Source organism: Pseudomonas sp. P9_35, from assembly GCF_034008205.1.
GTDB classification, from domain to species: domain Bacteria; phylum Pseudomonadota; class Gammaproteobacteria; order Pseudomonadales; family Pseudomonadaceae; genus Aquipseudomonas; species Aquipseudomonas kilonensis.
In genome coordinates this window covers 1351821-1364544 of sequence record NZ_CP125373.1, presented here as the reverse complement: position 1 = coordinate 1364544, position 12724 = coordinate 1351821, and the positions used below count along the sequence as shown (strand labels likewise).

General features: G+C 48.7%; 15 protein-coding genes and 1 pseudogene. 12 read left to right on the top strand and 4 right to left on the bottom strand.

Translation table 11 applies throughout. The features are described from left to right. Nucleotides 1-270 precede the first annotated feature (270 nt). From QMK47_RS05865 to QMK47_RS05840, 6 genes and pseudogenes are all read left to right on the top strand, one after another. Nucleotides 271-600 carry a hypothetical protein gene (locus tag QMK47_RS05865; protein WP_003197976.1) on the top strand — a complete coding sequence of 110 codons (330 nt, stop codon included), beginning with the start codon at nucleotides 271-273 and terminating at the stop codon, nucleotides 598-600. A 97-nt stretch (nucleotides 601-697) separates the two neighbouring features. Then, on the top strand, nucleotides 698-1102 hold the full coding sequence (locus tag QMK47_RS05860) for a hypothetical protein (RefSeq protein ID WP_320389941.1): 405 nt from the start codon (nucleotides 698-700) through the stop codon (nucleotides 1100-1102). Between the two features lie 144 nt (nucleotides 1103-1246). Then, nucleotides 1247-1534, top strand: coding sequence for a barstar family protein (locus QMK47_RS05855; protein ID WP_320389940.1), 288 nt, complete (start codon nucleotides 1247-1249; stop codon nucleotides 1532-1534). A 121-nt stretch (nucleotides 1535-1655) separates the two neighbouring features. Next, the gene (locus tag QMK47_RS05850; protein ID WP_320389939.1) at nucleotides 1656-1808 is read left to right on the top strand and encodes a DUF3885 domain-containing protein; all 153 of its coding nucleotides are present in this window, start codon (nucleotides 1656-1658) and stop codon (nucleotides 1806-1808) included. Between the two features lie 187 nt (nucleotides 1809-1995). Further along, nucleotides 1996-2130, top strand: a complete 135-nt coding sequence (locus QMK47_RS05845) for a hypothetical protein (protein WP_320389938.1) — start codon at nucleotides 1996-1998, stop codon at nucleotides 2128-2130. 204 nt (nucleotides 2131-2334) lie between these two features. Continuing rightward, a pseudogene (locus QMK47_RS05840) lies at nucleotides 2335-2801 on the top strand (phage late control D family protein); the annotation flags it as partial. Here the strand turns inward: QMK47_RS05840 and QMK47_RS05835 are convergent. The 3 genes from QMK47_RS05835 to QMK47_RS05825 form a co-directional block, all read right to left on the bottom strand. Continuing rightward, a complete protein-coding gene (locus tag QMK47_RS05835; protein ID WP_320389937.1) occupies nucleotides 2798-3637 on the bottom strand; it encodes a hypothetical protein in 840 nt (279 codons plus the stop codon). The pseudogene QMK47_RS05840 and the gene QMK47_RS05835 sit on opposite strands and share 4 nt — an antisense overlap. Nucleotides 3638-3764: 127 nt before the next feature. Then, nucleotides 3765-4304, bottom strand: a complete 540-nt coding sequence (locus QMK47_RS05830) for a hypothetical protein (RefSeq protein ID WP_320389936.1) — start codon at nucleotides 4302-4304, stop codon at nucleotides 3765-3767. Next, nucleotides 4301-5230, bottom strand: coding sequence for a hypothetical protein (locus tag QMK47_RS05825; protein WP_320389935.1), 930 nt, complete (start codon nucleotides 5228-5230; stop codon nucleotides 4301-4303). The genes QMK47_RS05830 and QMK47_RS05825 overlap by 4 nt, the downstream gene beginning before the upstream one ends. A gap of 664 nt (nucleotides 5231-5894) precedes the next feature. Here QMK47_RS05825 and QMK47_RS05820 point away from each other — a divergent pair. From QMK47_RS05820 to QMK47_RS05810, 3 genes are all read left to right on the top strand, one after another. Next, nucleotides 5895-6038, top strand: coding sequence for a hypothetical protein (locus tag QMK47_RS05820; protein ID WP_320389934.1), 144 nt, complete (start codon nucleotides 5895-5897; stop codon nucleotides 6036-6038). A gap of 1063 nt (nucleotides 6039-7101) precedes the next feature. Next, on the top strand, nucleotides 7102-8832 hold the full coding sequence (locus QMK47_RS05815) for an AAA family ATPase (RefSeq protein WP_320412952.1): 1731 nt from the start codon (nucleotides 7102-7104) through the stop codon (nucleotides 8830-8832). 231 nt (nucleotides 8833-9063) lie between these two features. After that, nucleotides 9064-9585, top strand: a complete 522-nt coding sequence (locus QMK47_RS05810) for a hypothetical protein (RefSeq protein ID WP_320412951.1) — start codon at nucleotides 9064-9066, stop codon at nucleotides 9583-9585. A gap of 181 nt (nucleotides 9586-9766) precedes the next feature. Here QMK47_RS05810 and QMK47_RS05805 read toward each other — a convergent pair whose 3' ends face one another. Continuing rightward, nucleotides 9767-10126 carry a DUF6124 family protein gene (locus QMK47_RS05805; protein ID WP_039010595.1) on the bottom strand — a complete coding sequence of 120 codons (360 nt, stop codon included), beginning with the start codon at nucleotides 10124-10126 and terminating at the stop codon, nucleotides 9767-9769. A 490-nt stretch (nucleotides 10127-10616) separates the two neighbouring features. On the opposite strand from QMK47_RS05805, the gene QMK47_RS05800 reads away from it, so the two are divergent. Genes QMK47_RS05800 through QMK47_RS05790 form a run of 3 tightly spaced genes read left to right on the top strand, consistent with a single transcriptional unit; the run spans nucleotide 10617 to nucleotide 12354 of the window. After that, entirely contained in the window at nucleotides 10617-11813 is a 1197-nt protein-coding gene (locus tag QMK47_RS05800; RefSeq protein ID WP_320389932.1) for an S-type pyocin domain-containing protein, read from the top strand. A gap of 12 nt (nucleotides 11814-11825) precedes the next feature. Further along, nucleotides 11826-12074: a pyocin S6 family toxin immunity protein gene (locus QMK47_RS05795; protein WP_320389931.1), complete on the top strand. Its 249-nt coding sequence runs from the start codon at nucleotides 11826-11828 to the stop codon at nucleotides 12072-12074. Nucleotides 12075-12102: 28 nt separating this feature from the next. Next, entirely contained in the window at nucleotides 12103-12354 is a 252-nt protein-coding gene (locus QMK47_RS05790; RefSeq protein ID WP_320389930.1) for a colicin E3-like toxin immunity protein, read from the top strand. The last annotated feature ends 370 nt before the right edge of the window (nucleotides 12355-12724 follow it).

Here is a 12724-nt window from a genome sequence, read left to right as displayed (position 1 = left end):
CAACCCCATGGAGAGGAAGAACCTGTGGTAAGGAAGAACCTGGGAACAAGGAAGCACCCCGGTGGTAGAGAAGAACCTGTAGCAGGGAAAAACCTGTGGTAGGGGAAGACCTGTTATAGAGGAAAAACCTGTGGCGAGGGAGCTTGCTCCCGCTTGAGCGCGAAGCGCTCACAAAAAAAGTCACTACCCTCACCAATACCCCGAGCAGCCAAATCCAAGACATTAACCATCACCCCACCCTCCCCACCCAGTCACTAAGGACTTCACCCCATGGAATTGCTGCTGGAAACGGTCGCTCTTTACTCCCTCAAGCTGGCTTATGAGACAGAGGGCCACAGCCCGATTCTGCGGGATGATCCATTGATGGGCAGTTGCGATCGTGAGGTTTTTGAGTTGTTGATACGCCGGGGCGATGTGGCTGGGATTCAGGGCGAAATCAGTCGATGCCTGGATTTAGCGTTGGGGGCGATTGGTGGGATGGATACAGTGCTGGGCCGAGAGCTGCATCGTTTGGCTGCGGATTTCAGCGCTGTGCAGAAGATGGACGACCTTCACGCTCCGCTCATCGCGCTTAACGGTTATGTGAAAGATATTCTATAAACCGCAGCGCTCGTTCCCACGCTCCGCGTGGTAACGCATCCCGCGACGCTCCGCGTTGCAGATTCAACAGGCAAACACACTCCTACGCAGGCAATCCATGGACGACATCATCGCAGCGATAGGCAGCTGGCTAACCGAAACCCATGAAGCGAAACGGCGAATGGTGAGCAACCTGGAAATGCTCTTCTGGATTGCCGTCGCGATTGTCGGCGCGCTCGCCGCGAAGGATTACGCTGCGAAGCGTAAGGGACTGATGACGCGAACGGAGCAGGCCTTGCCGGAGAAAAATCTCGTCGCTACGTCATTTAGTGACGAAGAGGGTCGTGCGGTTAAATATGCTGGCATCCTGCGGCGGGTCGAGGGCGGATATACCGTTAGCCTGATCCGGGAGGCTGACGGGGAGCGCACCGAGTCGTGTAGCCAGGTGATGCCGTCGCTGGAGAAGGTTGAGGTTTATCTTACAAGCTGTACTTCATTTATTTTGTCGGATTTCAAAAGCTGAAGTGGCTGTTAACGTCAGCCATGACGGGCCGCTCGCACAGAGACAGACACCTAAAAGAAGCGGACAGAACAGCTCGACCAATGAAAAAAATCCGTCCCAATTCGGTTCTGATCGCTAACCGTTAACGCTATAGAGGTTTGGACGATGACCCGCCCACAGCTTGTGCAGATTGACCTAAGCGGAGTGATGAGTACCGGCGAACTCCATTCCACCCTGAGCCACGCGCTCGGATTCCCCGGCTGGTACGGCTGCAACTGGGATGCCTTCTGGGACGCAATTACAGGATTGGTGGAAATGCCCATGCAACTGAAAATTTCCGGGTGGGGTGCGTTGTGCAAACGCATGCCTAAAGATGCTGAGCTCATGCAAAAGTGCCTTGAAGACCTGAGCCTTGAGTATCCATCGCTCGCGCCAAATGTGGAGTTCGACTGAACGCGAGAACGCGGCGACGGCTAGCGGTGCGACACTCAAGGTCATCGACCCACTATCCGAGGCGTCGTAACATCCCCTCGCACCACCCAAACCATGGAAACGGTTGAAGAGCTGCAGAGGCATGGATGTCGTCAGACCTAACGAAACGCCACTCAGGCAGCTTTACTGTCAGCATCAAGAATATTTGCTGGACTACGACCGCGCAGAGATGGATAGCACGTTCGCAACGGCCAGTCCTTCTCCAGCTTTTGGCCTTCCAGGCAAAACGCTCTAAGTTACTTGCGCATCGAATTTGCAGGTTGCTCGATCTCGAATGAGGCCCCCACTGCAGCAATGTCCATGAGTTTTCTCAGCTACGGCACGGTCCGCCCAGGATTGGCTCACCGATAATCTGTCCGCTTTTTCACGCTTTTTTTTCAAGCAACCGAGGAATGCCTACAGCATTGAAGGACATCAGATTGATGTCAATTTCCATAGGGAGTTTCTTCCACCCTTACGTAAAGTTCCTCCACGGCGCGGCCTACAACCTGCACCAGATCCTTGAGGGGCTTGGCGTCGTATCATCGACCTTCACCGGGCGTAACGACGCCGGGTAAATCATCGGAATCTACTGGTCGCCCGATGAAGCGATGGTGATCACGCTTGGCTACCTGATGATGTTGTCGCTGCTGATTCCCTTGCTGGCAGCAGCGGCCTATAAGGTGGGCAAGAAGCGAGGCGTGCTCATCTTCGTCACACTCTTGCTCCTACCAGGAGCGTTGAGCTGTCTGGGCCTTTTCCCCGCCATCAATTACCTGCCACGCCACACCTTAAGCGACCACCAGTCCGCCTTGCGCGCTGCCCGGACGGAGTTCAATCAATTGCAGTGGGGCAGCCCGACGTTGAGTTACATCCTCGCTCGGGGTCGGCCTGACTTCCTGAACTGACTTACACGTTCCAGAGCGTGAAGCCTGAGATCGACGAGATCATCTGGTATAAAGCGGTAATGTGCTGCACAGCCTCAGCGCGGATAACGGTTATACCGCCAGCCTGGAGTTGGAGAGCAAGCTGCCCGAGAATACGGTTGAGGATTTGGTGGAGGAACACAGGGGGCATCACTTACTACCGCGACAAAAAAAACGGGATGGAAAAGACGGTAACGGCGGGGGAACAGAACAAACCGAATAGATTGCGGTGGTTGTATGAGAGCGTTAAAACGGCGAGACGAGCAATTGATCGTGAATTTAGAAACTTAAGAATTCACGATCGCCCCTATGAACATTATTAAATACCAAAAAACTCAGCACGTGATGAGAAAGAAACTTCCGTCTCAGGAATATTAACCATCAGATCATCTTTATACTCATCAAACCGCACACACGCTGCACAGAATGCATTATGATACTTAGCTAAAAAGCAATACTTTCTGTATATTTTTTGAGAATTTAAGAACTCCAGAAGCCGTTCCTGAAGTAACCTTTGATGCTGCCGCAAGAAATGCACGTCCAAATAAGAACTATACCCGCCCTCTTTATCAGTAAAAAATACGACTGCCGACTTCAAATAATTTATATAGTACCTACCTTCAAAACAAACGAAAATATCGTGAAAATCTCCATACCTCCATACACCTGTGGCGGCATGAAAATAACTGCTATTTTTTGCAAACTCGATTACCTTATCCGACAGCATCACAACCGGATATACGGCCGACTGACTCTCAATTTCATACGCTTCAATTAGCGCATCTCCGTATATAGTATCACTACCTACATACAGCTCACCCAACGCCACCCCGCCTCTAACAAACATGCCATGCCAAACCAGCTCTTTTTGATACCTACATATAAACTCAAACAACGTCGGTAAAAAAAGCCCATCACCACGATGTTTTACAGACACCATAACATTATCAGAGAAGTTTTTAACTTTAAAAAACTTCCTTTCTTCAGGATCTTTAAACTGCTCTCGCCCAGCCCTGAGAGCTCTGACAACATGCTGAAACGCAGCGTGATCCCCAGCATTTCTAAGCACATACTCTTTAAACCCTAAAACATCTAAAAAAGCACAATAGCTTTTTTCAAATTTTACATCCTCATAAACACCGTCGCTCAAATTTTCCACGCAGCCTCCAGACAACTCAGAACCCAGCTAACAAGCCAGCAAATATTAATCAACCCTAAAACAACTCAACCACCGACATAAAACACAGCAAAAACACAGCAAAAACACAGCAAAAACAAATTTAAAGTCAGATAGTTAGCATCGCATGCATCCTCTTAACAATCATAACAATTGTTAGCATAAGATTAACAACCACAAATATCACCAATGGCGTAAAAATATATTTAGCATAATTCAAGCTAAAACCAAATCCATCAAATTTGACAACAGATACCACGCCATCCAAAACTGAATGAGCGAAACAAAGCCCCACCAACACAATAGAACTTATTATAGAGAAACATATATTATAATAGAGCTGTCGCAGAAGATTTTTTTTTGCATCATAAAGCGGATCAATGTTTTTTACAGCGTTCAGTTTGCTTTCTTGGTCGTATACAAGTACCAATACAGACAAAAGCAAGGCGGTAAAGATCGCACCAAAGTTCACGAGCATCGAAGATACATCTTTATTTAGGCTATACCCCGCAATACAGCCTATGATTGCGAAAAAACTCGGCACAGCAAAAAATGTCACATAATCCATAAGGGAACGTTTGCCTGAAGGATCGGCTAGTGTTGCAATATGCCCCAGTACAATATTTGCGACATTTATTTTGCTGCTCATATTTTTACCTTTAGCCCGGGATAAATATATCCGACAAATTCCTTTAGCAAGGAAGTGCACCAATTGTGTAGTGACTTAGGTTCTGGATTACCAGCAATCATATCCACCTCATCCTCATCCATGAGAATCTCACAAATCTGATCTTCTGCGGGGCGTCCAATTGTAAATGTTCTTTTTTTCCCATCAAGCTCCGCAACAGCCTTGATCTGAGAGCAATGAGGCCGTAGAAACTCAACCACTTCATACTCCTCTGTTCCGGGCTTAAAGAAATCTTTAAGCTTTCCTAGCTTGCCTCGACTTGGCGGCTTCACTATCAGCTGCTGTTCCTTATGCCCAAGCCGCGTCAGCTGATCTGTAATATCAGCCATCCCCATAAACTTAGTAAGCTTTATTTCTTTTGTGACAGCTTCCTCCCAAACCTTAAACGCCTTCTTGTACGCCAATGGATTCATTTGAAGAGTTCGCTTAGTGACCTTATTAAAATTCTCTCTCAGAAGATCATGCAACAAAGTTTTAATACCATTCCCCTTGTAGTTGTGAAGAAGAGCAATACCCTCATCAAAACCAGCAGGAATGTAAAACCTAACATAATGCCTTATAATTTCTGCATTGTTTTGGGCCTTTTCAAAGTCAACATTCCCTGTTTTAATATCAATGATATCGTTTTTCACCCCATAATATCCGGCTTCAAACCAACCTGCCATCTCCCTCTTATCATCATAAAATTTCATACCATAGAAGCGATAAACCTGCTGGGTTGCCTCGACAATTTTGAACTTATCGCCCTGTGCCTGTATAAAATCCTGGAAAAGCCCATACATATCAAACTGCCCAATCTTATCCAGAACAGCATACCGATCCTCTCCTTTATTAGGATCACTATACGGATTAAAGCAACGAAGCGAATAAGGGGCTATTGAATGCATTATGGACCACATTAATTAATATTTAATTCCGCCTACTTAAAAGTAAGCACGAAATTTCATTACCCACAATCCGTCACATTTTCCATGCCTCATTGATCCTGTCGCATTTAAACTCAATCTCCACGTTAAAGACCTCAAGTCCGAACATGTGGTGAGCCGTGCCGCAACCCGAAAGGTCTTCGTTTTGGATTTTTCTTGAGTACTGGGACATTGATCGCCTTCATGATTGCTGCCTCATCGATTTGACAGATATCGGCGAAAGCGGATTGAAGACTGAGTGTAAGCAACGAGACAGCGACAAGCGGCGCTTTGGGCATAGGTCACGTCCTTATGATGGTTTTGAGGTTTCGCCTAGCGGCGAACTCGCGTGCCCTCTATTCGGGCTTGGGCGAGTGGATTATCGACGTCCTTTTCTGACCGATCCGTACCTAGTGGGTACAGACTATGCTGGCCTTTTAAAATCAGCAAGAGCTTCAGTAAAATCCTTGAGGCGCTGCTCGACATCCATTAAGCGTTTCTTTTCCTCACCAGCGCTTTGGATATCCCGCTCACCTGCGTCGCCCAAAGAGCCATCCGTTACGCCATCAATGGCGTAGGGAAACGGGGCTGCTAGACCGGGCTGATCCCCTTGTTGATGCTGTGCGCGATCACCGGATGGGCCGTCATGGTGCTTATCTATGACAACCTCAACCTGACCGAACGCTTCCGTCAGATATACGATCACTTCTGGTTTCTGCTGGCATTGGCCGCAGCGGTGTTTTTCGTGGCGGACAAAGGCGCCAATGAAGACGCTGCATTGCTGCATTGATGACGGAGGCGACAGCGAACATTCAGGACGTCAGCACGTTCCTGCTGAGCCAGACCAAGCGCTAAGATGATTACTGCAGGGCCAACGGGCTGGATAGTCTTGAGTTATGCCGGTGGAGCAGCGTTTCACAATGGACCTTTACCCCCATCAAGGAAGGTGAAGCCAGCTACTTCCTAGATTACGCACCGGACGACTCCAAAGGGTTCTACGCGGCGACTAGGAGAACTATAAACGACGAGGACATGATCGCCATCCGCAAAGAAATCAACGAGTACAACCAACGGTTGTGCCCCGTGAAATACTTTTCCAATGACATGTCGCGCTCATCGCCACTCTCCAGCACCTGCGAGTACGTCCCCCCGTGACTATTGCTTGGCCAATCCTGATGGCCCACTCTGCCTTGTGAACAAAAATATCAGCAGTCACACCGTAGCTTTGGCCAGCGAATGCATCATTCCCTGGCTCGCTGGTGCCAAGCCTTCCTTGAAGCAATTGTCGGCGCTGATCAGGCAACATGACGAAGCCAAGAATCACCGTTGGTTGTATTTTCTTGCTGTCGCTGTGGCGGTCGGAGCGAAGGTGGCCTTGGTGACTACCAAGCTATGCTTAATTGACGCGCGGCCTGCGGCTGATAGGCGTCGGGTTCTGAGGGTTGCTGGGCGAAGGCAGGGGCAGTGCGTTCGGGTAATGAGGCGACTACTGGTTGGTTTCGGACGGTTAGCATGGTTTGCTGCGATCCGGATAGCGAGGGTGCTTAAGCGGGGAATAGCGCGGCGGGACTAGCTTCTACCGGCAGATGCACCGGGGCAGGGGGTTTGCGCCAGCGTCATCTAGGTGGCGAAGAAACGAACAGCCAAAGAAATAATTACGTCCCCTCCCTCTAGCAAATTTCTTCGCAGGAGTGTCCGTCTTTCGGACGAAGACCGGTCTAGGGATTGACAGTCCTCAGCTCTCGCCTATAACTCAAATAAGACATGATCGCTAGCCAACTGCTGTCACAAAAAATAAGGGCCTTAAAAATAACAGGCCTACCACATTTAGCTGTCACGATGCAGGGAACCCTATGGACGTGCTTGGGCAATCCAGCTTAAAAGAGCAAGGACTCTTAGACCGATTGCAGTCCTATAGAAGGGCCCTAGAAGATGATGACAATGAAGCCCAAACCAGATTTCATGTTATTGATTCCTTACTCAAAACAGAACTGGATTGGAAACGAGACTCTATTCGAGTAGAGCCTTATTTGCCAGGCGCTGGATACGCAGACTACGCGCTAGTAAAAGGATTGCGCTGCAGGATGGTACTTGAAGCAAAGCGCGACATGGTAAGCTTAATTTCATCAAACCAGTCAGAGCTGTCTGTAATTCCGTTAAATAGCACAGCATTAAACGGAGCAAGCGACGGAATCGGACAGGCACTTCGATATGCTGCAAAACTTGGATCACCTGTAGGCATCGTCACAAACGGTCATCAATGGATTGGTTTTCTAGCCTCTCGTGCCGACGGACTTTCGCCTCTTGAGGGATTAGCGGTAGTATTCCCCACGGTTAACGCAATCGTTAATAATTGGTCGCGGTTTTATGAGTTCTTTTCAGATGTAGGCCTAGAGGAAGGCCGCTTGTTTGCCTACATCAAAGAAAAAGAAACAGGCGTATCGCCTATCTCAGTAAATTACTTCAGACCATTTGATCGAAGCTATAAGCGCATGCCTCCGACAAGCGAGCTAGGATATGCACTTGAGGAAATATTTAGAACATCCTTTATAAAAATGAGCAACCACTCGCTAGATGTACTAGTTGACTGTTTCGTTGAAACAAAATCGAGCGAAGAAACAGATGTAGCATTTGAAAAAATCTTGGATGAACTTTTAGGCAAGGTGAGGCGCGTACAACAAATCGACACGTCCGAACCCGAGGAACTTCAAGCCTTACTAGAAACCTCAGTAGAACTTAAATCCGGTGAGTTCGTCCTCCTTGTGGGAAACAAAGGTTCCGGAAAAACGACTTTTCTACAACGTTTTTTTCAGAAAATAGTTCCAAAAAATACAAAAGATCAGACCTTATTACTTAGTGTAAACCTCTTAAAAATCGAAGGTTCGGAAAAACATCTTACAGATTGGTTGTCTAATAGCTTAATAGATCAAGCAGAGCGAGCGCTCTTCGGATCTTCTACGCCTAGCTTCGACGATCTGAGAGGAGCATTTTGGAACAGATATCAAAGAATGCGTGTGGGGGAATTAGCGCCTCTATACAATCGAGACAGAGATACCTTCAGACAAAAATTTGGTGAAGAGCTTAGGCACCTACGAAACGCTCAGCCACGCGAATATCTTCTAGCACTCCTAAAAAATGCTTTAGCTGGACGAAAACGCTTGCCTGTACTAATTATAGACAATGTCGATCATCTACCGAGAACCATACAGGACTCAGTTTTTCAATACGCCATTGGAATATCAAGTAGTGTGGCATCTTTTCTAGTTTGTCCAGTAACCGACACCACAGTTTGGTCTCTTACTAAAGCCGGCCCTCTTCAGAGCTTACATTCAAGAGCATTTTTTCTTCCAGTACCTAGTCTGAGGGAAGTTTTTTCAAAGCGACTGGAAATATTGAGAGCAACACCTGCACTTGCTGGTACTGCTGGAAAAAAAATAAGCGGAATGGTAGGTCAAGGTTGGAAACTTGAGATACCGGATCTAGAGTCTTTTTGCACCACAGTGGAAGCGATTTTTGTTTCCAGCTCAGATGTAACAGCTCTAATAGGAAAGCTATGCAACTATGATGTCCGACGAAGCGCTTAACTCGCAGGATCATTATTATCATCTCCATGGATAGGGCTAGAGCAGCTATTACGCCTATACGTTGCTAGAGGCGAGACCAACTTACGTCGGACCAGCCTGTTAAACGCCTTGATATTGCAGAAAGGGTCCATTTTTGACGAGGACAAACATAGTTTCTTATTTAACCTTTTTGCTCGGCCACCGGGAACTGCCTCATCTCCATTCATGGCGCTGTATATTTTGCGCTTTCTAATGAACATTGACGATCACGCTTCCAACACCAGAGATAAATTCCTCAGAACATCTGAGCTATGGTCAGTATTCTCGGCGTTACTAATACCGCGCGAAACGTTTCGCCACTTCATGGACAGACTTTTCGGCAAAGGTTTGATTGAATGCTACGACCCCTCTGAGAAATCCCTTAATGATGAAACCCTGCTTAGAATTAGCCCTGCAGGCGCAGCTCATTACAAACTAACATTAAGCGACAATGTATACATTTCACAAATGGCTCTTGTCACGCTTCTAGAAAGCGAGACAATTGCTTTGGAAATTAGAAGTGAAGCACAAAAAGAACATCCTGGCTGGCTAAAAATTTGCCGCTTGGTACTAACTGGACTGACCGAAGAGGACCGCAAATTGATACAAATTTCCCCAACAGGTCTTTTCGCGTTTATTGGCGCAGTCAGATCTGACTTAGACAAAATACTAGAACAAGTTTCTCGCCGCCCAGTAACTGAGCGACCCGATGCTCGCCCATACAGTAAGCAATAAATCTTTAAAATACGCGATGACTATTACAATTCGGAGGGGTGCAGCTCATTTGCCGCACCGCTCCGCGCTATCCAGCCTACCATAACTGAATTATAGGTTCAGAACGTGTATCCCTCCGGCACAAATTTGATCTTGCCAAAGAAGACCTAATTTCCAATCTAGACAGCGCAGCTTTGCCGCCCTACCTCACCTCAACAATATCCAACGCCCGATTCGCCAACAGCTCACTCACCTCAATAACCTGCAAAATCCCCATCGCAACACGCCGCCGCGATCCATCCAGATCAAACGCCAAATCACTGATCATCGCGTTCGCCGAAGCCAGGTTCTCACTGAGATTCGCAAGCAAACACTCAGAATCCACACTCGGATCAATCCGTAAAATGGAATCGGTCTTGTCAGACGTTTCGCTCTTAGGCTTGGGTTTCAGGTAAAAATCCAACGCTCGCGTGGCAGCGTCATCGATTTTCTTGTTGCGGGCGGACTGAGCACGGGAGACGTGTTCGTTCGTATCGGGAGGATTCGGAGTATCTTTTGCCATTATCTTGTTTCCTGTAGTTGGAGCCATCACCCGCTCGCGACTAAACGAGGGGAGGCAGCTGTACGCAGGTTAGTCGACCGGGGAAACAAGAAACCGGCGCGTCCGAGGACGCCCTGCGCACAGCCACCATCGAGTGCAGGATGGAAATCCCGACTGGATGACGCCTTGCACAACCTGTTTCACCCTGGGCGACTAAACCCGATCACTGATGAGCAGTGACAGGTCCCAAATTACCGACGCAATCCAAGGCGAACAAGCCGGCGGATTCTGGCGTAGTTGTAGGCAAAGGCGCAAGGCGACGTCGGCTCGCGAGTTGCGGTTGCCCACTGACTGACAGCCCCATCGGACACTTAAAATTGTTCCGACCTTTCATAGCCAGCCCTACCTGTTTTGAGGAAACCGGAACGACCACTTCAAGAATCCTCCTACATCGCGACCCTCTCTTCCCGCGTTAGCGTTTGCGCTGCATTTAGCGGACGAGATTCACTACGTGGCGACACGCAAAAAAGACATCCCCCAGGTCCGAAACCCACCCGGCGGCGATGGGCATCACGTCACCTATCGGGACATGACCGCCAGCGAACTGGCCGAGCGTGATGCTCGGCAGCGGGCTTATGAAGCCATGCTTGCCCGGCAGGCAGCCTATGAACGAGAACGCTGGGCCACGGTGGATAAAAAGCCCGTATTCAGCGTGACCGGAAGCGTGTTTGCCAAGAGCTGCAAGCTCCCCAACGGCATCATCGATTACAGCACCCCCAACGGCTACGTCCCGGCAGATCTGGTCAAGCAGTACGGCGAACTCATGTGGCTCGGCGGTCGGAGCGCCGATCCATCCGGCACGATCCCCCTCAAGCGAATCGGCGCGGGCACGGTTCCCGTTACCTTGGGCAGGCTCGCGCTGGGCGGTTCGGCAACTTCCACGGCTGCAGTTGCTGGCGGCACCGTCGGCGCTGCCCTGCTGACAGGCATCGTTGCCCTGCTCTGGCCTACCAACCTGGGCGACAGCGCGCTCTATAGCGAAGACCAGCTACGCGACCTCAAGCAGGCCCGCAGCCGCATGCGCCTGAGCGTCGAGCAGCAGGCCGACGGCAGTCTCAAGGGGTATGGCTTCTATACCGGCCAGCATCCCGATTGGGAAATGGTTGATGTTGTTCAATTCACGTCGCGAGCCGATCAGTTCATCGCCGACCTGGGTGATGGGATCGAACTGATCTGGACGCCGGCTACCAATCCGGCTGACACCCTCGGCATTCCCGCTCTGGAAGCCGCGCCCCAGGCACCGCCTATTTGGATCTATCCGCCGACGCCGATGGCTGACAGCATCATCGTCGACCCGATCTACCCGCCGGAGTACAGGGATTTCATTCTGGTGTTTCCGGCGGATTCGGGGGTTCGGCCGGTTTATGTGGTTTTGAGTGTTCCGGGGGATCATAAATACTACAAAGCTCCGAAACTGTTACCGGCCTTCCCCGATGCCGTCAAGGTAAAATCAAAGTCTTCCGTACAAGGCGGGAGTAAAAAAAGAAGACGCTGGGTTGATCGGAAGGGTCGTATTTATGAATGGGACTCCAAAAGTAATGCTGTAGAAAAGTACGACAAGCTAGGAAGCCATCTGGGCGAATACGACCACTTAACAGGTCGCCAAACAAAACCTGCCAAACCCGGCAGAACAACCCCACGACAATAAAAGAGGAACACCATGCCTTGCTTCTCAATAACAGGCTTCTACCCTGACGACAAAAAAGACGACTCATTACAGTTCGAAATTTATATAGAGGACGCCGAAAAAAATGAAGCGTTGGCGCAAATAACTGAAGCCAAACCCTTCAACGAAGTTGAACCAGGAGAGCTAGAAATAACAGAGGAGCAGCTCAGAGAAATAGAAAAAATTTTAGATATAAAATTTCCTGACGGGCTGGAATATTACATCGGAACTTGCGCCGACTAGCCCCAACAGAAACCGGGAGAAAAGCCGAATGGGACTAAAGTTAAGACTGGATTGGTACGACAAAAAAACCGAACTTGGCGAAGGCAACGAATATTCGAACGACTTGGGGGATGATTTGTCAGTAATCACCGCGCTGGATCTGGAAAGCGAACCCGAAATATATGACGGGGGCTTTGATGTACGCGCCGAATGGATACCTATCATCCAACCCTTCTTTGGGCATTCAATCGCCCCCGAAAATTTCGATTATCAAATTGCATTTCGGTACCGAGCCAACTGATAAAAAACAACTAGCCATCTCCCATCAAAACATTTGTACGAGGCGGCGACGTAAAGCGTTAAAAATGGGAGGATCCTAAAGGCAAGTTTTATGAATGAACTCACGGCACGGCGCTATAGGATAGACCCATGAAACACAAAATAATGGGAGCATTAGACGGCGAGGACTTTGCCTCATACGAAAACATGCTCTGCATTGACACTCAGACTCTAGCAAAAATAATGAATTGGACCGAAGAGGAAAGTTATTTTTACGACTACGCATTGAACACATCTCAAATTGAAGCACTGGAAGATTCGTGCTCAATAGAGTTACCACGAAACCTGTTGCTTTTCTTAACCAGCAGCAACTAATTCACTAAAAGGCATCA